Genomic DNA, 21,278 nt, shown 5'->3' on the forward strand with positions numbered 1-21,278 from the left:
GATATGTGGATTACGCTATGGCAATAATGCTAGTCATTATGCTATTAAGTATGTCTATTAAGATAAGTAGAGAGTTTAATATATTGATAAACAGATATCAATCAGAGGATATTAATTACTCTAACGAAAAGATAAAAACTTCACGTAAAGTATTAATTTCAATTATCTTAATAGCTGTTTCAACATTAATGTGGATACCAATCTCATATTTATCCAGCATTATTATATATAATTTTTCATTAAAAGTGCTTTTATTGATGATTATCAGCATATCAATATACCTAATCATGAAAATGTTTAATCAGAGAGTACTCACTATGCATGAATAGGGGATATTAACTCAATACAAGTACGCTTTATACTTTGAATTGTTAGATAATAAGCCGCCACAATGAAAGCGGCTTTTAAATAAAGTTAGCATCAATATTTTTGCATTTCCTTTGAAATTTGATAAATATTTTCTATACCGATAGAGCTTTCATTATCTGAAGCTAAAGTCGTTGTTATGAAACTGAGTTTATCCCTAGATTTGTTGGTAAATGTTACATGATACATTTGCCTATAAATCGGCTGAGATAAATAAATATCATCAAACTCATGTTTATCATTCAGTACTTTTTCCCTTTCAGCCTTAGCTATTTCACGTTGTAGAATAATAGCTATTTCACTTTTATTTAATTTCTCAGAAAGAATTAATGATGTTTGCGTTTTATCAAAATCGATATTATTTCTATCAATACCAAAGTCATTCAAACTATTCGCAGTAAGCTGAGTTGCCCATCCATTTATATCTGAACAATCAGGCCCTGCGGCAATAGCAGATATTGAAAATGATAATACAACTACCGATAGTAATATTATTCGACCGTTAAATCGTGATCGCCACTGACCCATATTTGTTTCCTGATGGATAAATTAAGAACAATACAACCGTCAGAGCCTGTTCCAGGATGTTTCCTATTATCGCCATGAATTTTAAAAGTATCCCTGCCACACATACTATTACTGCTATCTGGGTATACAGCCATACTAATTACCTCCTGAGTTATTGTTTCATTGGTTAATATTATATCTATACCCGTTATCCTTCAAGATGCCTCTTCGTTAAGCTGGTGGCATATCACTTTGACAAGTGACTTAGATTTGACAACGGAATCATCTCGTAGAAATATTGCATAATGAGATTACTCATATTCAAGCAAGGTAACTATTTGAGGCTATGCATGCCAAAGCGTACAGAAAAACAGGAAACAACCCAACATCAGCCGAAAAGGTTATCCAAAACGCCTTTGGAAAAGGGAATTCGTCACGGTAAAAAAGCGATTTCTCTGACGGTCAGAGTAGGAAATTATATCCGCACTATTCCTATTATCGCTCATTTTATCCGTGCAACGCTGCGTTTTAATGATCGGATGGGTAATCAGTTTGGCGCGGCAATAACGTATTTTTCCTTCTTATCACTTATCCCAATTCTGATGCTCTCTTTCGCCATTGCCGGTTTTATTCTGGCCTCTAATCCTGATTTATTGGCAAGACTGATTAACAGTATCGCCAACAGTATTAGTGATCCGACTCTTGCCAATACGCTGAAAAATAGTGTCGATACCGCAATTAAACAACGTACTACCGTGGGATTAACCGGTTTGGCAATTGCGCTGTATTCCGGTGTGAATTGGGTTAGTAATTTACGTCAGGCCATTCTTGCCCAATTCCATCCTGTCTGGGTGCGAAATCAGGAAGATAATGAGAAAATCTATTTTAAATATTTTCGTGATTCTATTTCTCTGATTGGGCTATTATTAGCGCTGGTGATCACGCTATCACTGACCTCTATCGCAGGCTCCGCCCAAGCAACCATTGTTAAGATGTTAGGGCTAGATGGCATTGAATGGCTGCGTCCATCTTGGTTCTTGATTGGATTAGCCATTTCTATTTCAGCTAATTATCTGCTTTTCCTATGGCTATTCTGGGTGCTACCTCGCCACCAGCCAGAACGTAAGGCGCTATTAAAAGGAACATTGATGGCAGCAATAGGTTTTGAAGTGATCAAGTATATTATGACCATGACATTGCCGCGCCTCGCCAATTCCCCTTCTGGTGCCGCATTTGGATCTGTTATCGGCCTGATGACATTTTTCTACCTATTCGCCCGTTTAACGCTATTCTGCGCTGCCTGGATAGCCACCACAGATAATAATCATAAAAATACCGAATAAATGTGCCCTGGCAGAGCGATCTGCTAATAATAACCCAATGAATAAGGAGCTGTTTATGCCGTTTGTTAATATCAGAATTACCCGTGAAGGTGCTACAGCAGAACAAAAGAAGCAATTAATTGAAGGAGCTACTCAGTTACTGGCCGATGTATTAGGAAAAAATCCGGCGACAACTTTTGTCATTATTGATGAAGTCGATACTGATAACTGGGGAATCGGCGGTAAGAATGTGACTGAGCTTAGAGCTGAAGCTAAAAAATAGCCTTCGATAATGAAGGGCGGTATTGTCCGCCCTTTTTGTTGCTTTAAGAGGCTTTTGCCTCAGACTTAGACATCGGTGGTTGTGCCGGAATATCAACCTTATCCTTATGTGGTGTCAGCGACATAATCTGATTAAAGCTGTTTCTTAACTGGTCGACATCCATTTCCGCTTCCCCTTTCGGTTGAATCAGAATAAATGCCACCTCTTGCGACAGGATCTGCTTCAATTCACGATTAAGCATTTCTGGGGTCAAGGAAGCTAAAAATGCTTGTCTCAAACGCTGATACTGCTCAGGGGCGATATCCACCACATTGCTCTGTTGGGACAAAAGGCGCTGATTAATCAGAATATCCGTACTGGTATGAGCATACATGGCAAACAACTGGCTGAGTTGTGCTTGTTTTTGCGCATATAGCTCATCAAATTGTCCCTTCGGCAATCCTTTATCCCGTAATGTGACCAATTCAGCCGCCAGATACTCCATTGCGGGTTTTAAATTACCGGCTGTCGTGTTGAGATTCAGGGCACAGCTCGCACGATGATACTGGACTTTACAATCCAGCCCCAATTTCAACGCTTTATCATTTTTTCTTTCCAGCCCAAGTTGCAGATAGCGATAAAGTGCCTCGCGGGTGATATCACTGATCCAATAGTGATTAAGCACATGCGAATCATTAATCGGCTGCCAATTGAGATCCCAAATCAAGGATAAAGTATCTTCTTTCTTTTTATCGCTGATAATCCCGATGGTCTCCGGTTTCATTGGTGACAACGCTGCAATAGTGGCCGGAGTATGGCGTTTACCTTTCAATGATGAAAATGCTAGGCTGATATTTTCCGGCAGAGTACGGCTATCTACATGTCCCGCAACGTATAACGTCATCATGTCAGGGGTATACCACTGCCGGTAAAACTGTTTAAGCTTCTCCAAATCAATAGGTTGAGGCGCGTTTTGTGCCGGATCGTGCCCTAACAGCGTTGAACCTTTCAAACGTCTACGCCACACGGGATCTTGTATATCGGGTGGATAGGTTGCAACGGATGTATCAGCCATTTTCATGGCATGTTGCAGTGTCTCAGGTGTAAATACCGCTTTGCCCGCAGCATCAGCCAGCCAGTTCAACGCGTCTTTTAATAGTTCAGGCCGATTATGTGGCAAACTCAAGCTATAGAGTGTGAAATCATATGAAACAATCGCTGGAGGCAGTGGGTATTTTGGATCAATAGCACTGTTCCATAACTGCTCTAATTTGGTAGAAGATAAGCTTTTGCTACTAAAGAGTACGACTTTCGGAATCAACCAGGTATAACCCGTTTGTTGGGTTTTCTCCGCCAGTGACCCTGTTTTCACGACCAGGCGCAACTGTATTCTGTCGTTAGGACGTTGTGGTGTCTGCAAAATTTGCCAGTTAAAACCGTTTTCCAGTTTACCTTGTTTCCAGGCAGGGTCAGGCTGCAAGGCTTCTGCCTGCGTCTGGCCCGCAACTGCCAGCATTATCCCACCAATAAAATAACGAATTTTCGTACCCTGCATGTGAACCCCTATAGATGTCTATCCTTGGTTTTAGCCTTCGAAGGTTTAACCATTGATGACAGAATATGTTCCCTTCGACCAATAATAACGGTAGAAAAAGCAAAAACCTGAATTTTAACAGGCGAAATCCTGTCAGGCTTATAACAGAGGATTAGACCTCAAACCGCCATGAATGGTTTCATGATGACGGAGGTTTATGCTTATCAAATTGACGATTATATCCCCTGATCAGCAGGCCCAGTTCATCATCCTGATGGTATTTAGGGCAAGCCATTGGCTCTGATAGTTGCTCGTTATTAAGATCCCGTGCAATGTCACGTAATGGGTGCATAATAATCCGGTTGATACACCAGCTTATCGACACCGTAAGGATAAGGGCCAGTAATAAATAAGTTGTCAGCATCAGTGCCAACGTATTAATGACAAAACGATATACTCGGTTGGAATCCACTTGCAAAATCAGATGCCCTAGCGGTTTAGCATCTGTCGATACTGAACCATAAACATGAAGAGGAATACTCACTTCCACAGGGATCCCAAAAACACGTTTAGCCAGTTCGGGGATTGGGCGATGGGTAGCAAAGCTCAATCGTATCACCCGGATATCCTCCGGTAACACCACATCCGCACGTCCTAAAATACCTACAGTGCGCAGCCCTATCAGCAACTCTTTTGCTTTACTGAGATCGGAATTAAGTAGTGCTTCCGTTAAAGGTGCCTGTACCTGAACTGCCGCATTATTAAGCTGGCTGATATAATCATCTTTACGTTGCTGTATAAAATGACACAATTGAATCGTAATAAAAATAGCAATGGTCACCAGCGTGACGCCGGTCACTGCGGCCATCTGTTTAATGGTTAACGAACGTTTGACGCGCAATTTCATTTTCACTTAAACCAATGCCTGTGGATATCGCAGTTATAACACGTGATCAATGGAATTGAGTATACTTGATTTTATCGCTAGCGATCCTGTTTCACTTATCCAAGTCGTTATTTTTCTGAAATAATTGTCCTTGGTAGCGATAAGTCGCTACCAGAAATATAAGCAAATATTTAAAAGATGATACCGGCTAACCCAATATCACCAAAGATGTTTTATTGAATATACCCGTCATCTTTCAAGTTGCCTCTTTGTTGGCTGCACTCGCTCGCCCCGGTCACCACATAGTTTGCTATGCTCCCGGGGATTCACTCCCTTGCCGCCGCGATTCATCTTGAAATCCATAGGGTATAATTGCCAAGCAATTATTCCACCGTAACATTTTCATCCTGATCGACCGCAAAACAGGCGATCAGTTGATCACCATATTGATTCAATTTTGGCTGAAACTGAGTACAAACGCTAAGTGCCCGGCGACAACGAGCGGCAAATGCACAACCGGGCGGTGGATTCATTGGGCTGGGCAATTCGCCGGTCAATTTTATCCGTTCACGGCGTAATTCAGGATTCAGCCTTGGCGTTGCTGATAATAACGCCTGTGTATAGGGATGACGTGGATGACTGAAAATCATCTCCTTACTGCCTTTTTCCACACAACGACCGAGGTACATCACCATCACTTCATCAGCAATATGTTCAACCACAGACAAGTCATGGGAAATAAAGACATAAGAGAGCCCCAATTCTTGTTGTAAGTCCATCATCAGGTTCAACACCTGTGCCCGCACCGAGACATCCAACGCAGAAACCGGTTCATCCGCAATCACCACATCCGGCTCCAACATTAGGCCACGAGCAATCGCAATCCGTTGGCGTTGACCACCGGAGAACATGTGCGGATAACGGCTGTAATGTTCGGTTTTTAACCCCACTTTTTCCATCATCTGCAACACTTTCTCTTTACGTTCCTGTGCGTTTAACTTGGTATTGATCCGCAGAGGCTCCTCCAGAATCTGCCCAACTTTCTTACGCGGATTAAGTGAACCATAAGGATTTTGAAACACAATCTGGATTTTCTGACGACGTAGCTTTTCAGAGTCTTTATTTGGCACCAGCAGATCTTGCCCCTGATAATAAAGTTCCCCGTCGGTTGGCTTTTCAATCATCGTCAGCAATCGCCCTAGCGTGGATTTACCACACCCCGATTCACCAACAACGGCTAACGTTTTTCCCTTTTCCAATTCGAAAGAGACGCCATCCAACGCTTTTACCGTCCTCGCAGGTGAAAAGAGCCCCCCTTTAATCGGATAATATTTTTTCAGATCTGTCGCTTTTAATAACGGCACAGTGGATATTTGCTGCGCCGGATAAAGATACTCACTCATACTGTCGGCCTCCCCGCATCATCCAACGGTATATGGCATTTCACCTGACGTTCTCCTACCGTTCTTAATTCCGGCTCCACCTGACGACAATGGTCATTTGCATAGGGACAACGCGGATTCAGTAAACACCCGATAGGCCGGTCATATTTCCCCGGCACAACACCCGGTAAAGAGGCAAGACGGGATTTATCCGTAGCAAATTCAGGTAATGCCCGAAGCAGCGCCTGAGTATACGGATGACGTGGTGCCCGGAAGATTTCCGATGCCTTGGCGGATTCCACCACCTGCCCGGCATACATCACGATAATATGATGAGCAGCTTCTGCAACCAATGCCAGGTCATGGGTGATTAATATTAGCGCCATATTTTCCCGTTGTTGCAACTCCAACAACAGTTCAATAACCTGCGCCTGAATGGTGACATCTAAAGCGGTTGTCGGTTCATCAGCAATCAGTAATTTTGGCCGGCAGGCAATCGCCATTGCGATCATCACCCGTTGACTCATACCACCCGATAATTGGTGCGGATACACATCCAGACGCGATGCCGGATCAGGGATACCAACCAAGGTCAACAGATCAATCGCCCGCTGGCGTCGGGTGCGGCGATTGCCGCCTTGATGCACTTTCAGCGCCTCCATAATCTGAAACCCAACGGTATAACAGGGGTTCAAGCTGGTCATCGGATCTTGGAAGATCATTGCCACTTCCGCACCAACCAGTTGGCGACGTTCCTGTTCAGAAATTTTGGTCAGATCACGCTGGTTAAATTCCAGTTTGTCAGCCACCACTCTACCCGGATAATCAATCAATCCCATTACAGCCAATGAACTCACCGATTTACCTGAACCAGATTCTCCAACAATCCCAACAACCTGCCCTTGCTCAACTCGGTAACTGATGCGGTCAACGGCGCGGAATGGTGCCTCTTCGTCACCAAAGTGAACCGATAATTTTTCTACATTTAACAGTGCCATTTCGCCACCTCACTACTGCTTGAGTTTAGGATCAAGTGCATCACGCAAACCATCACCCATCAGGTTAAACGCCAACACGGTCAGCAGAATCGCCACCCCCGGGAATGTCACCACCCACCAGGCACTTTGTGCAAACTGCAATACATCAGACAGCATTGTTCCCCATTCCGGCGTGGGTGGCTGCGCACCCATCCCCAGAAAACCCAAAGCAGCCATATCAAGAATGGCATTAGAAAAACCCAGAGAAGCCTGCACAATCAGTGGTGCCAGACAGTTAGGCAGAATATTGATAAACATCTGGCGCATGGAACCCGCCCCCGCCACCTGTGAAGCCGTCACATAGTCGCGGTTAACTTCGACTAATACCGCAGCACGAGTTAAACGGATGTAATGTGGCAGAGACACAAAGGTCAACGCCAGTGAAGCATTGACAATGGATGGCCCAAATATCGCCACCAGTACCAAAGCCAGCAACAGGCTTGGCAATGCCAGCATAATATCAACGATACGCATGATGATAATATCCACCACACCACCGAAATAACCCGCCAGCACCCCCAGAACAACCCCCATCAATAGGGATAGCACCACCACCAGACAACCTACCAGCAATGAAAGCCGAGCGCCGTACATCAGACGCGAAAGTAAATCACGCCCGACATCATCAGTACCCAGAATAAACTGCCAATTTCCCCCTTCCTGCCATGCCGGTGGCGTCAGCAAAGAATCGCGGAACTGTTCAGCCGCACCGTGTGGGGCAAGCACCCCCGCCAACAGAGCAACCAACAACATCAACACAATATAAACCAAGCCAGCAACGGCCCCTTTATTGCGCTTAAAGTAATACCAGAACTCCTGCATCGGCGTCATAATCTTAGGCGCACTGTTTGCAGGCTCAGTCACTTGAGACATAATGTGCTCCCTATTTCTTATGCCGGATACGCGGGTTAACGACGCCGTATAGCAAGTCAACTATCAGGTTAACCAAGATGATCATGATCGCCACCAGTAATACGCCGCCCTGAACTACCGGATAATCCCGGCGCTGAAGGGCATCGATCAGCCAGCGTCCAAGCCCCGGCCAAGAGAAGATAGTTTCAGTCAGGATCGCCCCCGCCAGCATCATGCCCACCTGCAAGCCGATAACGGTGACAACCGGCAGCAATGCATTGCGAAGCGCATGGACCACAATCACACGCATACGACTCAAACCTTTAGCGCGTGCAGTACGGATATAATCTTCACCTAGTACTTCCAACATAGAAGAGCGGGTCATCCGGACAATCACTGCCAGTGGAATCGTCCCCAAGACAACGGCAGGCAAAATGATATGCATCACCGCATCTTTAAAATCACCGGCTTCACCCCAGAATAGTGTGTCGATCAGCATAAAACCGGTCAGCGGATAACTGTCATCAAGGAAAACACTGTCGCTTATCCGCCCGGATACCGGTGTCAGATCCAACTGGACAGAAACCAGCATGATCAACATGATCCCCCACCAAAAGATCGGCATGGAGTATCCGGTTAGGGAAAGTCCTATCGCAGTATGATCAAAAACAGAACCACGCTTTACTGCCGCCAAGACACCAACGGGAATACCCACAGCAATAGCGAACAGCATGGCGCATATCCCCAGTTCAAGCGTTGCCTGGAAACGGGGAACAAACTCTTCCCACACCGAGATACGACTTTTCATGGAGATACCAAGATCACCATGTAACACATTACTTACATAATGAAAGTATTGCTGCCAAAGTGGTTTATCCAACCCCATTTCGGCCATTAGCTGGGCATAACGCTCAGCCGATATTCCACGTTCCCCGGCCATAATGGTCACCGGATCGCCGGGGATCATATGGACAAAAGCAAAAGTCAGTAAAGTAATGCCAATAAACGTTGGGATTACCAACCCCAGACGTCGGAGTATGAACTGCAACATATCCCGAACTCTCTTTTTTTAAATGCCGGTTACAGCTCTCAGGCCGTTTGGCTTGATAAGGGGGAGGACTTTCCCCCTTTGGCTCACAATTTAATCAATACCTTAAGTCAGAACAGGATTATTCGAGAGACACGTTGCTGAAAATATGTCTGCCTAGAGGATCAACGACGTAACCTTTGACCTCTTTACGGATCGGTTCATATACCGTGGAATGAGCCACAATCAGGGCTGGAACCTGTTCGTGCATCACAGCTTGAGCCTGTTTATAAAGCTCAACACGTTTAGCATGCTCAGAAACGATGCGGGCTGGCTGTATAGCATCTTCAAACGGTTTGTAACACCATTTAGAGTAGTTGGAACCTCGCTCTTTGGCTGCACAGCTAAACAAAGTTGCGAAGAAGTTATCTGGATCACCATTGTCTCCCGTCCAACCCATCATGACAATTTGATGCTCGCCATCTTTAGCTCGCTTCAAATATTCGCCCCATTCATAGCTGACAATTTTGGCCTTAACACCAATTTTTCCCCAGTCAGCCTGGACCATTTCAGCCATACGACGGGCATTCGGGTTGTATGGACGCTGTACCGGCATTGCCCACAGATCAATGGTAAAACCACTTCCCATCCCTGCTTCTTTTAGGAGCTGTTTCGCTTTTTCTGGATCGTACTGATAATCTTTAAGATCATTGTCGTAACCCCACATGGTTGGTGGGATCAGATTTTTGGCTTTCTGACCAGCGCCCTGATAAACCGCTTCAACGATAGCATCTTTATTGACTGCCATCGTCAACGCTTGACGAACTTTGACGTTATCCAATGGCTTTTTAATGACATTGAAAGCGACATAACCGACATTCAGACCCGGCTGTTCCAGCAAAACGATATCTTTATCCTGTTTCATGCGGGCAATATCCGCCGGATTTGGATATGGCATGATCTGACATTCGTTTTTCTGTAATTTTGCATAACGAACGGATGCATCAGGAGTAATAGAGAAAACTAGCCGGTCAACTTTGGCTTTATCTCCCCAATATTCTTTGAAGGCTTTATACAGAATGCGAGAATCTTTCTGATATTGCACCAACTGGAACGGTCCTGTACCAATTGGATTCAGATCGACTTTCTCCGGTGTACCGGCTTTCATCATCTTATCTGCATATTCTGCTGACATAATAGAGGCGAAATCCATGCCTAAGTCAGCCAGGAATGGGGCTTCCGGGCGGCTCAATTCAATCCGGACAGTATAATCGTCTACTTTTTCAACCTTATTGATCATCTCACTCATACCCATGCCAATGAAATATTCATAGCTGCCGCCTGACACCTTGTGGTATGGGTGATTTGCATCTTTTTGCCGCATGAAAGTGTAGATCACATCATCAGCATTAAATTCTCGGCTTGGTTTGAAGTCTTTGCTATCGTGCCACTTAACACCTTTGCGCAGATGAAAAGTGTAAACTTTACCATCATCGCTAATATCCCATCTTTCAGCCAGGCTCGGGATAATTTCAGTTGTACCTGTTTTGAACTCAACCAAACGGTTATACAGTGGTCTGGAGCTGGCATCATAAGTTGTGCCAGCGGTGAACAATTGTGGATTAAAGCCTTCCGGTGAGCCTTCGGAGCAGTAAACCAATGTTTTTGCCTGAACGCTGGCGGTTACGGCCAATGCAACTAAACTGACCCCTAGCTTCAATAACTTCGCTCTTTTAGAGAAAGTTGTCATTTTCTTGCACTCCATTTGTGATGTTGTTATGTACAGCCAGAATCCGCACTTCCTGTCAGAAACTGCGCTGTCTAGATTTTGTTTATTATTTTCAGCTTATCAATTAAACAACTGTTGTCTCTTGCGTCAATAAGATCTCAACAGATGTCATAAACAACAGGAAAACACAAAGGAAACTAATAATTAACATAGTTAGCACAAAAACATGACAATGCGCACATTTTATAGACAAAAAGACCATAAAAAGCTCATGGATGCAGGATTAACCACTGTTAACTTGTGCGCAAAATTTGTGGCTGTTTGATTAATTAGTAAACGATTATTTCAGAGAAAAAGATGATAACTGGCATAAAATGCTGTGTGCCGAATAAAGTCGGCACCTGAAAAATAAGTTAAATAAGTATAACATTAATAATATAAATAAATACAAAAACCCGTTACTCGTTTATCTACTTTTCATCGCTTCTGGTTTCATTAATAATTAACTAGTAAATTAACGACCGTTGCCATTATCAGGTCGCTATTAATGCTAGATAGGTTTCAAATATTCACCTCATTCTTCAATTCTCCTAATTTCTTCATAATTTTGTTGGATAACATCTTTATACCCTATTTGTCTTTTTTATCTTACTTACACCAAGAATGATTAATAAAGAAACTATAACCGAAGCTGCAATCAAACTTTCAACAGAAAACGCGATACGTGAATCAAGATATTGGAAAAGAATCGTAAATACAGGTATCAGTAAAAATAATAAAGAGACATGAAGGGGGGTAATGGCATTAATTGCCTTCAGTACGAGATAAATTGGAAGTAAGTGCCCGACAGCAACAAGAATCAACATCGGAAGAATCATATCAATATTCAAACTAAGAGAAACATCGGAGAGTGAAATATAACAAAATGAAAGTATTACCATTAAAATACTTCTAACAGACAATATCTCATATGTTTGCCATTTTTCCTTGAATAATTTCTTAGAAAAAATAGTGTATAATACCGTTCCTACAGCACCAATTATCACACTAACAATGCCAATAATCCTATCCTGAGTTGAGGTTGATGATAATCCACTATTTCCTAAAAATACATTCACTAGCATCACACCTACACCAATGAGAACTAACCAAGATATGACGACTTCCAATTTTTCTGTTTTTGCCTCGTTTTTATCGATAAAAGATGAAAGGAGGATTGTTATCGCAGGACCACAAGCCACTGAAGCTACCCCCACTATTGCAGGCTCAAGAAAACGTAGCGAAATGATTAACCCCCCCCAATTTAATAGAATTGAGATATTAACAATTAACACCAATAAGGTGTTCTTGCGGACCTTCACAATTAATTGATCAATCCCTTTGAAAATACTTATCATCATAAATAATAAAGTAGATGATATAAAGCAATAAAAGATAACAATAGCTGAATTTATCGATTGTGTTAAATACGCAACAAACACATCAAATGCTGCACTGATGAGGCAAAAAATAACCCCATATATTACGCCATTATATGAAGACATATATCACCTATTATTCTCTTATTCCAAAAATTAAATTTCCGATATTTGATTCCTTTTGTTATTGCGGATTCATCTTTAATATTTCCTGTCGAACAGTCCATCAATGTCATGTTTAGCCGTATCTTACCTTCTTTTTCTAACGTATTAACGATATGCAAAAATATCCTGTCTTTATGCCTACTGATAAAATTTTGATATTCACGCTTCGAAAATACTCGATTATCGTTTATTCTAAACTTATTAATTTCTAGTAAAACTATGTTACCTATGTCATTTAATTTCATATTTACATTCCATTTGATGCTCATAGAATATAATATTCATACACTATTCTTATGTTTTTTCAAACAAGTCATTTAATGAATGAGATATATTTCTCAGATGGATAAATTAAATATCATGGATAGTAATTAAATGTTATTTTTTACTATGATATTATTAGTCTATACCCTATGGATTTCAAGATGCATCGCGGCGGCAAGGGAGAGAATCCCCGGGAGTATAGAGAACTATGTGACCGGGGTGAGCGAGTGTAGCCAACACAGAAGCAACTTGAAAGATGACGGGTATATACGTAATTTTCCTACAGGATTACTGATACAAGAGATTAAATAAATCTCAAGTTAAATAGCGTAATTTATACAGGATTATGTGGAATTACATTAAAAAATGGAAAGTCAATGGAAATGTTATCTACTGAAAAAAAATGCTTAAAAGAAACGAACAATCAAATATTATCAGTCCATTCAACATTGCTGCACGAGAGTTCACTATCATTTACTATCCAAGGTGAAACCTCTCGTTGTGACCAAATTATTCAAAAAGGTGATCACGCGCTAATAGGGATAAACCCCTTTAACTCGCGTTTTTCAAAAGACTATGTAGTGGACCTTATTCAGTGGTCAAGTCATTATTTCCGACAAGTCGACATATTATTACCTTGTGAACGTGAAGCTTCACGCCTTTTAGTCGCTAGTGGAATTGATAATGTTAAAGCTATCAAGAAAACACATCGCGAAATTAGACGTCATTTACGTAACCTTGATTATGTTATTTCCACAGCAACATTGAAAAGTAAGCAAATCAGAGTCATCCAATTTAGTGACTTTTCACTAAACCATGACTACCAATCTCTTAAAACACAAGTTGAAAACGCGTTTAATGAATCAGAATCTTTTAAAAAAAGCTGTCTTGATATGTCCTTTCAAGCCATAAAAGGGCGACTAAAAGGTACTGGGCAATACTTTGGTCAAATTGACCTACAATTAGTATATAAAGCGTTGCCATATATTTTCGCTGAAATTCCTTTTTACCTCAATACCCCTCGATTACTTGGGGTAAAGTATTCTACGTTACTTTATCACCGCCCTTGGTCAATCGGAAAAGGGTTATTTAACGGTAGTTATCCTATACAAGTAGCAGATAAACAAAGTTACGGAATCGTCACTCAATTATAAAACACAAACAGTCTGATGAAATAGTCACTGCGTTTAAAGTTAATACGCTCTTAGTACCAAATATCTTTAGAAAGGAAGCAAAATAATGGCTAAATTAAGCTCTTTCAACATTCACGATCCCAAATTCATAAAAAATCCTTACGATTTTTACGACATTTTGCATAAACAAGATTTAGTTTATTTTGAACAATCCCAAAATAGCTATTTTATTGGCAAATATGAGGATGTTGACGCTATTTTAAAATCCTCAATTTTCAATACTAAGCCATTAACTGCACTTGCCGAACCGGTTATGGGGGATCGCGTTCTTGCTCAAATGGAAGGTGAAGAGCATGCGTGTAAACGAAAATTCATAATGCAAGGACTTTCAAGAGATTATTTTAATCGCTACTACGAACCCATGATTCGAAAGATTACTGAAGATCTCTTACAACCTTATATGGAAAAAGGAAATATAGATATTGTTAATGACTTTGGCCGCGATTATGCCGTATTAGTGACATTAGGTATTCTCGGACTGCCAAGTGATAACTATCGTGATATAGCTGAATGGCACAAGGGTATCGCCAGTTTTATTACCCAGTTTGACCAAACAGAACTAGAAAAAATGCACAGTCTTGAATGTAGTCAGAAATTAATTCGCTTACTAAAGCCTATAATAGATCAGAGACGGCGTAATCCCAGTAAGGACATTATATCTATATTCTGTCAAGATACAGCGATGTCCATGAGTGAAATTACAGCACTGTGTTTAAACATTCTATTAGCGGCTACAGAACCTGCTGACAAGATATTAGCAATGATGCTTAATCACTTAATATCTAATCCGAGTATGCTTGATGTAGTTCTCAAAGATCGCAGCTTAGTTCGAGATGCATTTGAAGAAACTTTACGTCTGACATCCCCCGTACAACTCATTCCAAGAGAGGCGAGTGAAGACGTCACTATTTCTGGTATCGATATACCTAAAGGCGCTGTAGTATTTTGTATGATTGGCGCAGCTAATCGTGATCCATCGGTTTTTCACAAACCAAATGAATTTGATCTATATCGAAGAAAAAATACCACTTCTCCACAGAAAGCAAATCGAAAAAGACATTTAGCTTTTGGTGCAGGTACTCATGCCTGTGCTGCGGCTGCATTTTCACTCAGTCAGTTGGAAGTTTCATCCAATATTATTTTGGATCGCCTGCCCAATTTACGTTTTGCTGATAACTATCATTATCAAGAAACAGGCGTGTATACACGAGGACCTTCTAAACTCCTTTTGAGTTTTGATCCAATAGCATCTTCTGCTATCAAGGAATAGTCGCCTTTATCTGAAAATCACCGTAGAGACGTTGAATTTTCACTACTGTTAACGAATGAAGCACAAAAGAAAAAACCCCGCTCAAAAAGCGGGGTTCTCTAAATTCTGGTCGGCGAGAGAGGATTCGAACCTCCGACCCACTGGTCCCAAACCAGTTGCGCTACCAAGCTGCGCTACTCGCCGAAAACGAGCCGAATCTTACTGCGCTCGCTACAGGCCGTCAATACCTTTTTGATAACCAGAGATTAGTTGCTGATAAAAACAACTGAAAGCCAGTGATGTCGCACTTTCTCACAGATTTCACATCACGCTTAAATTGACTTGAATATCTTGGCTGACGCATCAGATACCAAGCTGATCGAATAAATCATCAGCATCCTTTGCCTGACGAATGTCTTCACCACGATCACTCTTAGCCAAAGTTTCGGCAGTCAATTTATTAGGTGCTCGCATTTCAAACGGTAATGCTTTTTCCTTCGCAACTTTAGTCAAGGTGATACGCTCCAGATCAGATAGGTTAACCCCATACCAACCAAAACCTCGGTAAAATCAATGCCAAGGGCATTAAGTTCCGGCTATCGCATTTCACAACAGCCGGAATTGACTATTTCAGGTCATTATTGCAGTAACGAAATATCTGCCACTCTCAGGAACAAGTCACGCAACTCACTTAACAAAGTTAAGCGATTTACTCGCACCTGTAAGTCTTCATCCATCACCATCACATTGTCAAAGAAAGCATCAACAACTTCACGCAAAGATGCCAACTCAACCAACGCTTCCTGATAGCGACCTTTAGCAAATAGAGGTGCGAGTTTATCCTGTAAAACTATCAGATGCGTTGCCAGTTTCACCTCTTCTGGCGCTTTCAACGTAGAAACATCTACTTTCTCGTTCAATGTCTCTTCAGACTTCGCCAGAATGTTAGAAACGCGCTTATTCGCCGCGGCTAACGCTGCGGCTTCATCCAGTGTACGGAAGTGGGTCACCGCTTTAACACGAGCATCGAAATCAGCAGGCTGCGTTGGACGACGTGCTAATACCGCTTGAATGGTATCGACGCGGTAGCCCTGCTCCTGATACCAAGCACGGAAACGGCCAAGCATAAATTCCACCACATCATCCGTAACCTTGGCATTTGTCAGCTTGTCACCATACAGGCGAACTGCTTCTTCTGTCAGTGTCTGCAAATCCAGTGGCAATTTTTTCTCAACGATAATACGTAGAGCACCCAACGCAGCACGACGCAGCGCAAACGGATCTTTATCGCCTCTCGGATGCTGACCAATACCAAAAATACCCGCCAGAGTATCCATTTTGTCAGCGATCGCTAACGCACAAGAAACGCCTGTAGAAGGCAGTTCATCCCCCGCAAAACGCGGCTGATACTGCTCATTCAATGCCAGAGCAACATCCTCTGCTTCACCGTCATGACGGGCGTAATGCATTCCCATCACACCTTGTGTATCGGTGAACTCAAATACCATGTTGGTCATCAAGTCACATTTGGACAACAAACCCGCACGGGTAGCATGATTCACATCAGCGCCAATTTTCTCTGCAATCCAACCGGCCAACGCCTGAATACGATCCGTTTTATCACGCAAAGTACCAAGTTGTTTCTGGAACAAAACCGTCTCCAGACGAGGTAAATTATCTTCCAGACGCTGTTTACGATCCGTCTTAAAGAAAAATTCTGCGTCGGCCAAACGTGGACGAACCACCTTCTCGTTACCGTCAATGATTTGTTGTGGATCAGAAGAGTCAATGTTGGCAACAAAGATAAAGTTTGCCATCAATTTGCCCGCATTGTCGTAAACCGGGAAGTATTTCTGGTCACCTTTCATGGTGTAAACCAATGCTTCGGCTGGCACTTCAAGGAATTTCTCTTCAAATTTCGCTGTCAGCACAACCGGCCATTCAACCAATGAAGTCACCTCTTCCAGTAAACTGTCACTGATATCAGCAACGCCGCCTAGCTTAATCGCCGCCTGTTCTACATCCTGCTTAATGAGTACCTTACGGGTTGTATAATCTGCAAGCACTCTACCACGTTGCTGCAAAATCTCTGGATACTGCTCTGCATTATCAATCGCAAATTCAGATTCACCCATAAAGCGGTGACCACGAATGACACGTGCGGATTTAATACCCAGAATTTCGCCTTCAATCAGTTCATCACCAAACAACATGGTAACGGTATGAACTGGGCGAACAAACTGAGTCTCTTTATCGCTCCAACGCATCAATTTAGGAATTGGCAACTTATTTAGTGCACTGTTAACCATAGCCGCCAGCAACTCTTTGACACTACGGCCTTTAACCAGCGCACGATACAACAGCCATTCGCCTTTATCTGTCACTAAACGTTCAGCCTGAGCAGCCGTGATACCACAACCGCGAGCCCAACCTTCAGCCGCTTTTGTCGGTTTACCCTCAGTATCAAATGCCTGAGCAATCGCTGGACCGCGTTTTTCGACTTCACGATCAGCTTGCGCCTCATCCAGATTAGCAACTTTTAGTGCCAGACGACGCGGCGTGGCAAACCAACTGATTTCACCATACGCTAAATTCGCGTTATCCAACTCCGCCGCAAAATTAGCAGCAAATGCTTCAGCTAATGAACGAAGAGCCTTCGGCGGCAACTCTTCTGTGCCGATTTCCACCAGGAAAGTCTGTTGAGTCATGACAGCCTCTTAGTTCTGATTCTTGTTACACATAGGGAAGCCTAACGCCTCGCGGGAGGCATAATATGCTTCGGCAACAGCTTTGGTCAGGGTGCGAATGCGCAGGATATAACGCTGGCGTTCAGTCACCGAGATAGCTTTACGGGCATCCAGCAAGTTGAATGTATGGCCCGCTTTGAGAATACGTTCATAAGCTGGCAACGGTAGCGGCGTTTCTAATGCCAGCAGGTCCTGAGCCTCTTTTTCATATTGTTCGAAGCAGGTAAACAGGAAATCAACATCTGCATGTTCAAAATTATAAGTGGATTGTTCCACTTCATTTTGATGATAAATATCGCCATAGGTGGTTTTGCCCAGCGGGCCATCACACCAAACCAGATCATAAACACTGTCTACGCCTTGGATATACATTGCCAGACGCTCAAGACCGTAAGTGATCTCACCCGTGACAGGTTTACACTCAAGACCACCTACCTGTTGGAAGTAAGTAAACTGAGTCACTTCCATCCCGTTAAGCCACACTTCCCAACCCAATCCCCAAGCGCCTAACGTTGGGTTTTCCCAGTTATCTTCAACAAAACGGATGTCATGAACCGTCGGGTCTAACCCTAGCGCCTTCAGAGAATCCAGATACAATTCCTGAATATTGTCTGGGGATGGTTTAATAATGACCTGAAACTGATAGTAATGCTGTAAACGGTTAGGGTTTTCACCATAACGGCCATCGGTCGGACGGCGAGAAGGTTGTACATAAGCAGCAGCAATTGGCTCCGGGCCAAGTGCACGCAGGCAAGTTATGGGATGAGAAGTACCCGCGCCAACTTCCATGTCCAGTGGTTGGACAATGGTGCAGCCCTGGCGCGCCCAATAATCCTGTAATGTCAGGATCAGCCCCTGAAAGGTCTTGGTATCAAACTTTTGCATGTTGGATCCGCACGCGATACATATGAATTTGAAAGGAAGTAGGCCAGTATACCCTTTGACTTTAAGATATACAGCACTGAATTCGCTCTTAATTTCGCCTTGAAATAAAAAAATCTCAATTTGGTTATTTTACTTGTATATCTATACAGTTAAGGTACTGTCAATGACCAACCACTCATACTGAAAGTAACGACTATTGGAATTAACACGTATGGAATTAACACGCTGCCATTGGGTTACCTCTGATCCTCAATATCTGGCTTATCACGACAATGAATGGGGGAAACCGCTACAAGATAGCCAAAAGTTGTTTGAAATGATTTGCCTGGAAGGGCAACAATCTGGGCTATCATGGCTGACTATTCTGAAAAAACGCGAAGGCTATCGTAAATGTTTTCATCAGTTTGACCCGGTAAAAATTGCCGTCATGGATGAAAATGATGTGGCACGGCTGATGCTTGATCCCGCTATTGTCCGCAATCGCGCCAAAATTAACGCTATTATCAACAATGCGCGGGCATATCTTAAAATGCAACAACAGGGTGAAGAATTCAGCACCTTTATCTGGCGTTTTGTTGATAACAAACCGATTATTAATCAGTGGAAAACCATCACAGAGGTGCCGATAAAAACAGATCTTTCAGATGAGTTATCACAAGCTCTGAAAAAAAGGGGGTTTAAATTTATCGGCAGTACCACTTGCTATGCATTTATGCAGGCAACTGGCTTGGTCAATGACCATATAACTGACTGTTTATGTAGAAAATAAATTCAGTGAATTACAATAGTCTCAAGATTAACACCAATAATAAAACTGGATATTAACCAAACATTTAGCTCTTTATTTTAAATGTTAAATTAAATGCCATATTAAATAATTAATAGTCATAATTTTCCAGATTGCACCTCGATAATACGAAGGGTATGGTGTTATTTCTTCTACTTTAAATAACACACCGACAACGAACACGGCTATGATTTTTTCTCAATTCGGTAACAAGTTTACACAAGACGCAGGTATAACCCGCCTGATGAATGACCTTAATCAAGGGTTGCGGACACCTGGTGCAATTATGCTGGGTGGTGGTAATCCGGCACATATCCCGGAAATGGATGACTATTTTCAGCAATTACTGACAGAGATGGTCGCAAGCGGCCAACTCACGGAAACACTATGCAACTATGATGGCCCTCAGGGTAAAGATACGCTAATTCGAGCATTGGCAGAGATGCTGCGCGAAAAACTTGGCTGGGAAATTGGTACACAAAATATTGCCTTGACCAATGGCAGCCAAAGTGCGTTCTTTTATCTATTTAACCTGCTAGCTGGGCGCGGAGAAGATGGCTCTGTCCGCAAAGTGCTGTTTCCACTAGCACCGGAATATATTGGTTATTCTGACTCAGGGCTGGATGAAGGCTTATTTGTTGCCAATAAACCCAATATTGAATTCTTGCCAGAAGGCCAATTCAAATATCATGTTGATTTTGACCATCTCAATATTACCGAAGATATTGGCCTGATCTGTGTTTCTCGCCCAACCAACCCAACGGGTAACGTTATCACTGATGAAGAGTTACAACGGCTAGATTATCTGGCTCAACAACACCAGATTCCATTACTCATTGATAATGCTTATGGCGTGCCATTCCCGGGTATTATTTTTAGCGAAGCTACACCATTGTGGAACCCTAATACTATTCTGTGCATGAGCCTATCCAAATTAGGGCTGCCCGGTTCACGCTGCGGAATCATTATCGCTAACGATAAAATCATCAATGCCGTCAGTAACATGAATGGTATCATCAGCCTTGCGCCGGGCGGTGTCGGCCCCGCAATGGCATTGGAAATGATCCGTCGCAATGACCTGCTTCGTTTGTCACAGGAAATTATCCGCCCGTTCTATCAACAACGGGTTCAAGACGTGATTCAGATTATCCGTCGTTATCTACCGGCGGAACTTTGCCTTATCCATAAACCAGAAGGTGCCATTTTTTTGTGGCTGTGGTTTAAAAATCTGCCGATAACCACAGAAACGCTTTATCAAAGACTGAAAAAACGTGGTGTGTTAATGGTTCCAGGTCACTATTTCTTCCCCGGATTGGAACAAGACTGGCCGCATGCTCATGAATGCATGCGTATGAATTATGTTCCTGATCCGGAAAGTATTGCCAAAGGGATTGCGATTTTGGCAGAAGAAATTGAGCGGGCACATCAGCAAGCAGCCTGAAATCAATATAGTAATTAAATCAATATAGTAAAAAAGCTCCTGCCCGGAAATGCAGGAGCAAAATGATAACGAGGACTTTACATAATTATTTTCAGAATTTGTAGAATGCTTTGTGCATAAAGAAGAGAAAGAAACACGCCTTGTTTGCCCACTCTCCTTAAGCAGCCTCTATTCAATCAGAAATTTCTAAATCCAATGCCTCGAATAGGCGTGTTTTTGTGCGTT

At 42.6% G+C, this 21,278-nt stretch carries 18 protein-coding genes, 1 tRNA gene and 1 pseudogene; 7 read left to right on the top strand and 13 right to left on the bottom strand.

Annotated elements, in window-relative coordinates:
- Positions 1-420 precede the first annotated feature (420 nt).
- Entirely contained in the window at positions 421-894 is a 474-nt protein-coding gene (locus tag AACQ38_RS17405; RefSeq protein WP_165578688.1) for a hypothetical protein, read from the bottom strand.
- A 329-nt stretch (positions 895-1,223) separates the two neighbouring features.
- Here AACQ38_RS17405 and yhjD point away from each other — a divergent pair, with 329 nt between their 5' ends.
- A complete protein-coding gene (gene yhjD, locus AACQ38_RS17415; protein ID WP_011144705.1) occupies positions 1,224-2,216 on the top strand; it encodes an inner membrane protein YhjD in 993 nt (330 codons plus the stop codon).
- Positions 2,217-2,271: 55 nt separating this feature from the next.
- Positions 2,272-2,478 (top strand): 2-hydroxymuconate tautomerase family protein, encoded by a 207-nt coding sequence (locus AACQ38_RS17420; RefSeq protein ID WP_011144704.1) that lies wholly within the window; start codon positions 2,272-2,274, stop codon positions 2,476-2,478.
- A 43-nt stretch (positions 2,479-2,521) separates the two neighbouring features.
- Here the strand turns inward: AACQ38_RS17420 and AACQ38_RS17425 are convergent, their stop codons facing one another.
- From AACQ38_RS17425 to AACQ38_RS17460, 8 genes are all read right to left on the bottom strand, one after another.
- Positions 2,522-4,012 carry an insulinase family protein gene (locus tag AACQ38_RS17425; RefSeq protein ID WP_165578689.1) on the bottom strand — a complete coding sequence of 497 codons (1,491 nt, stop codon included), beginning with the start codon at positions 4,010-4,012 and terminating at the stop codon, positions 2,522-2,524.
- 178 nt (positions 4,013-4,190) lie between these two features.
- A complete protein-coding gene (locus AACQ38_RS17430; protein ID WP_165578690.1) occupies positions 4,191-4,898 on the bottom strand; it encodes a HAMP domain-containing protein in 708 nt (235 codons plus the stop codon).
- 362 nt (positions 4,899-5,260) lie between these two features.
- Positions 5,261-6,280: a dipeptide ABC transporter ATP-binding subunit DppF gene (gene dppF / locus AACQ38_RS17435; protein WP_011144701.1), complete on the bottom strand. Its 1,020-nt coding sequence runs from the start codon at positions 6,278-6,280 to the stop codon at positions 5,261-5,263.
- Complete coding sequence (gene dppD, locus AACQ38_RS17440) at positions 6,277-7,257, bottom strand: dipeptide ABC transporter ATP-binding protein (RefSeq protein ID WP_058588547.1); 981 nt, start codon at positions 7,255-7,257, stop codon at positions 6,277-6,279. The genes dppF and dppD overlap by 4 nt, the downstream gene beginning before the upstream one ends.
- A gap of 12 nt (positions 7,258-7,269) precedes the next feature.
- Positions 7,270-8,169, bottom strand: a complete 900-nt coding sequence (gene dppC / locus AACQ38_RS17445; protein ID WP_011144699.1) for a dipeptide ABC transporter permease DppC — start codon at positions 8,167-8,169, stop codon at positions 7,270-7,272.
- A gap of 10 nt (positions 8,170-8,179) precedes the next feature.
- Positions 8,180-9,199 carry a dipeptide ABC transporter permease DppB gene (gene dppB, locus AACQ38_RS17450; protein ID WP_165578691.1) on the bottom strand — a complete coding sequence of 340 codons (1,020 nt, stop codon included), beginning with the start codon at positions 9,197-9,199 and terminating at the stop codon, positions 8,180-8,182.
- 118 nt (positions 9,200-9,317) lie between these two features.
- Entirely contained in the window at positions 9,318-10,925 is a 1,608-nt protein-coding gene (dppA, locus tag AACQ38_RS17455; RefSeq protein ID WP_011144697.1) for a dipeptide ABC transporter periplasmic-binding protein DppA, read from the bottom strand.
- A gap of 602 nt (positions 10,926-11,527) precedes the next feature.
- Entirely contained in the window at positions 11,528-12,448 is a 921-nt protein-coding gene (locus AACQ38_RS17460; protein WP_011144696.1) for an EamA family transporter, read from the bottom strand.
- A 414-nt stretch (positions 12,449-12,862) separates the two neighbouring features.
- Between AACQ38_RS17460 and AACQ38_RS17465 the strand changes: the two genes are divergently transcribed.
- From AACQ38_RS17465 to AACQ38_RS17475, 3 genes are all read left to right on the top strand, one after another.
- Positions 12,863-13,063: a hypothetical protein gene (locus AACQ38_RS17465; protein WP_162265317.1), complete on the top strand. Its 201-nt coding sequence runs from the start codon at positions 12,863-12,865 to the stop codon at positions 13,061-13,063.
- A 65-nt stretch (positions 13,064-13,128) separates the two neighbouring features.
- A complete protein-coding gene (locus AACQ38_RS17470) occupies positions 13,129-13,905 on the top strand; it encodes a tRNA-dependent cyclodipeptide synthase (protein WP_242685617.1) in 777 nt (258 codons plus the stop codon).
- 85 nt (positions 13,906-13,990) lie between these two features.
- A complete protein-coding gene (locus AACQ38_RS17475; protein ID WP_165578692.1) occupies positions 13,991-15,214 on the top strand; it encodes a cytochrome P450, cyclodipeptide synthase-associated in 1,224 nt (407 codons plus the stop codon).
- A gap of 106 nt (positions 15,215-15,320) precedes the next feature.
- Here AACQ38_RS17475 and AACQ38_RS17480 read toward each other — a convergent pair.
- From AACQ38_RS17480 to glyQ, 4 genes and pseudogenes are all read right to left on the bottom strand, one after another.
- Positions 15,321-15,397 (bottom strand) — tRNA-Pro (locus AACQ38_RS17480).
- A 159-nt stretch (positions 15,398-15,556) separates the two neighbouring features.
- Positions 15,557-15,768, bottom strand: a pseudogene (locus AACQ38_RS17485) (type II toxin-antitoxin system RelB/DinJ family antitoxin).
- A gap of 63 nt (positions 15,769-15,831) precedes the next feature.
- Positions 15,832-17,901 carry a glycine--tRNA ligase subunit beta gene (glyS, locus tag AACQ38_RS17490; protein WP_165578693.1) on the bottom strand — a complete coding sequence of 690 codons (2,070 nt, stop codon included), beginning with the start codon at positions 17,899-17,901 and terminating at the stop codon, positions 15,832-15,834.
- A 9-nt stretch (positions 17,902-17,910) separates the two neighbouring features.
- Positions 17,911-18,825 carry a glycine--tRNA ligase subunit alpha gene (glyQ, locus tag AACQ38_RS17495; protein WP_011144691.1) on the bottom strand — a complete coding sequence of 305 codons (915 nt, stop codon included), beginning with the start codon at positions 18,823-18,825 and terminating at the stop codon, positions 17,911-17,913.
- 211 nt (positions 18,826-19,036) lie between these two features.
- Here glyQ and AACQ38_RS17500 point away from each other — a divergent pair, with 211 nt between their 5' ends.
- On the top strand, positions 19,037-19,594 hold the full coding sequence (locus AACQ38_RS17500) for a DNA-3-methyladenine glycosylase I (RefSeq protein ID WP_041379871.1): 558 nt from the start codon (positions 19,037-19,039) through the stop codon (positions 19,592-19,594).
- A gap of 205 nt (positions 19,595-19,799) precedes the next feature.
- Positions 19,800-21,053: a valine--pyruvate transaminase gene (locus AACQ38_RS17505; protein ID WP_011144689.1), complete on the top strand. Its 1,254-nt coding sequence runs from the start codon at positions 19,800-19,802 to the stop codon at positions 21,051-21,053.
- Positions 21,054-21,278 lie beyond the last annotated feature (225 nt).

This window comes from Photorhabdus sp. RW14-46 (assembly GCF_963887965.1).
Classification (GTDB): domain Bacteria; phylum Pseudomonadota; class Gammaproteobacteria; order Enterobacterales; family Enterobacteriaceae; genus Photorhabdus; species Photorhabdus laumondii.

What these genes read in the sequence shown, in the direction of transcription:
- AACQ38_RS17405 (WP_165578688.1), bottom strand. Translation starts at nt 894, where the DNA reads ATGGGTCAGTGGCGATCACGATTTAACGGTCGAATAATATTACTATCG.
- yhjD (WP_011144705.1), top strand. Translation starts at nt 1,224, where the DNA reads ATGCCAAAGCGTACAGAAAAACAGGAAACAACCCAACATCAGCCGAAA.
- AACQ38_RS17420 (WP_011144704.1), top strand. Translation starts at nt 2,272, where the DNA reads ATGCCGTTTGTTAATATCAGAATTACCCGTGAAGGTGCTACAGCAGAA.
- AACQ38_RS17425 (WP_165578689.1), bottom strand. Translation starts at nt 4,012, where the DNA reads ATGCAGGGTACGAAAATTCGTTATTTTATTGGTGGGATAATGCTGGCA.
- AACQ38_RS17430 (WP_165578690.1), bottom strand. Translation starts at nt 4,898, where the DNA reads ATGAAATTGCGCGTCAAACGTTCGTTAACCATTAAACAGATGGCCGCA.
- dppF (WP_011144701.1), bottom strand. Translation starts at nt 6,280, where the DNA reads ATGAGTGAGTATCTTTATCCGGCGCAGCAAATATCCACTGTGCCGTTA.
- dppD (WP_058588547.1), bottom strand. Translation starts at nt 7,257, where the DNA reads ATGGCACTGTTAAATGTAGAAAAATTATCGGTTCACTTTGGTGACGAA.
- dppC (WP_011144699.1), bottom strand. Translation starts at nt 8,169, where the DNA reads ATGTCTCAAGTGACTGAGCCTGCAAACAGTGCGCCTAAGATTATGACG.
- dppB (WP_165578691.1), bottom strand. Translation starts at nt 9,199, where the DNA reads ATGTTGCAGTTCATACTCCGACGTCTGGGGTTGGTAATCCCAACGTTT.
- dppA (WP_011144697.1), bottom strand. Translation starts at nt 10,925, where the DNA reads ATGACAACTTTCTCTAAAAGAGCGAAGTTATTGAAGCTAGGGGTCAGT.
- AACQ38_RS17460 (WP_011144696.1), bottom strand. Translation starts at nt 12,448, where the DNA reads ATGTCTTCATATAATGGCGTAATATATGGGGTTATTTTTTGCCTCATC.
- AACQ38_RS17465 (WP_162265317.1), top strand. Translation starts at nt 12,863, where the DNA reads ATGTTATTTTTTACTATGATATTATTAGTCTATACCCTATGGATTTCA.
- AACQ38_RS17470 (WP_242685617.1), top strand. Translation starts at nt 13,129, where the DNA reads ATGGAAATGTTATCTACTGAAAAAAAATGCTTAAAAGAAACGAACAAT.
- AACQ38_RS17475 (WP_165578692.1), top strand. Translation starts at nt 13,991, where the DNA reads ATGGCTAAATTAAGCTCTTTCAACATTCACGATCCCAAATTCATAAAA.
- glyS (WP_165578693.1), bottom strand. Translation starts at nt 17,901, where the DNA reads ATGACTCAACAGACTTTCCTGGTGGAAATCGGCACAGAAGAGTTGCCG.
- glyQ (WP_011144691.1), bottom strand. Translation starts at nt 18,825, where the DNA reads ATGCAAAAGTTTGATACCAAGACCTTTCAGGGGCTGATCCTGACATTA.
- AACQ38_RS17500 (WP_041379871.1), top strand. Translation starts at nt 19,037, where the DNA reads ATGGAATTAACACGCTGCCATTGGGTTACCTCTGATCCTCAATATCTG.
- AACQ38_RS17505 (WP_011144689.1), top strand. Translation starts at nt 19,800, where the DNA reads ATGATTTTTTCTCAATTCGGTAACAAGTTTACACAAGACGCAGGTATA.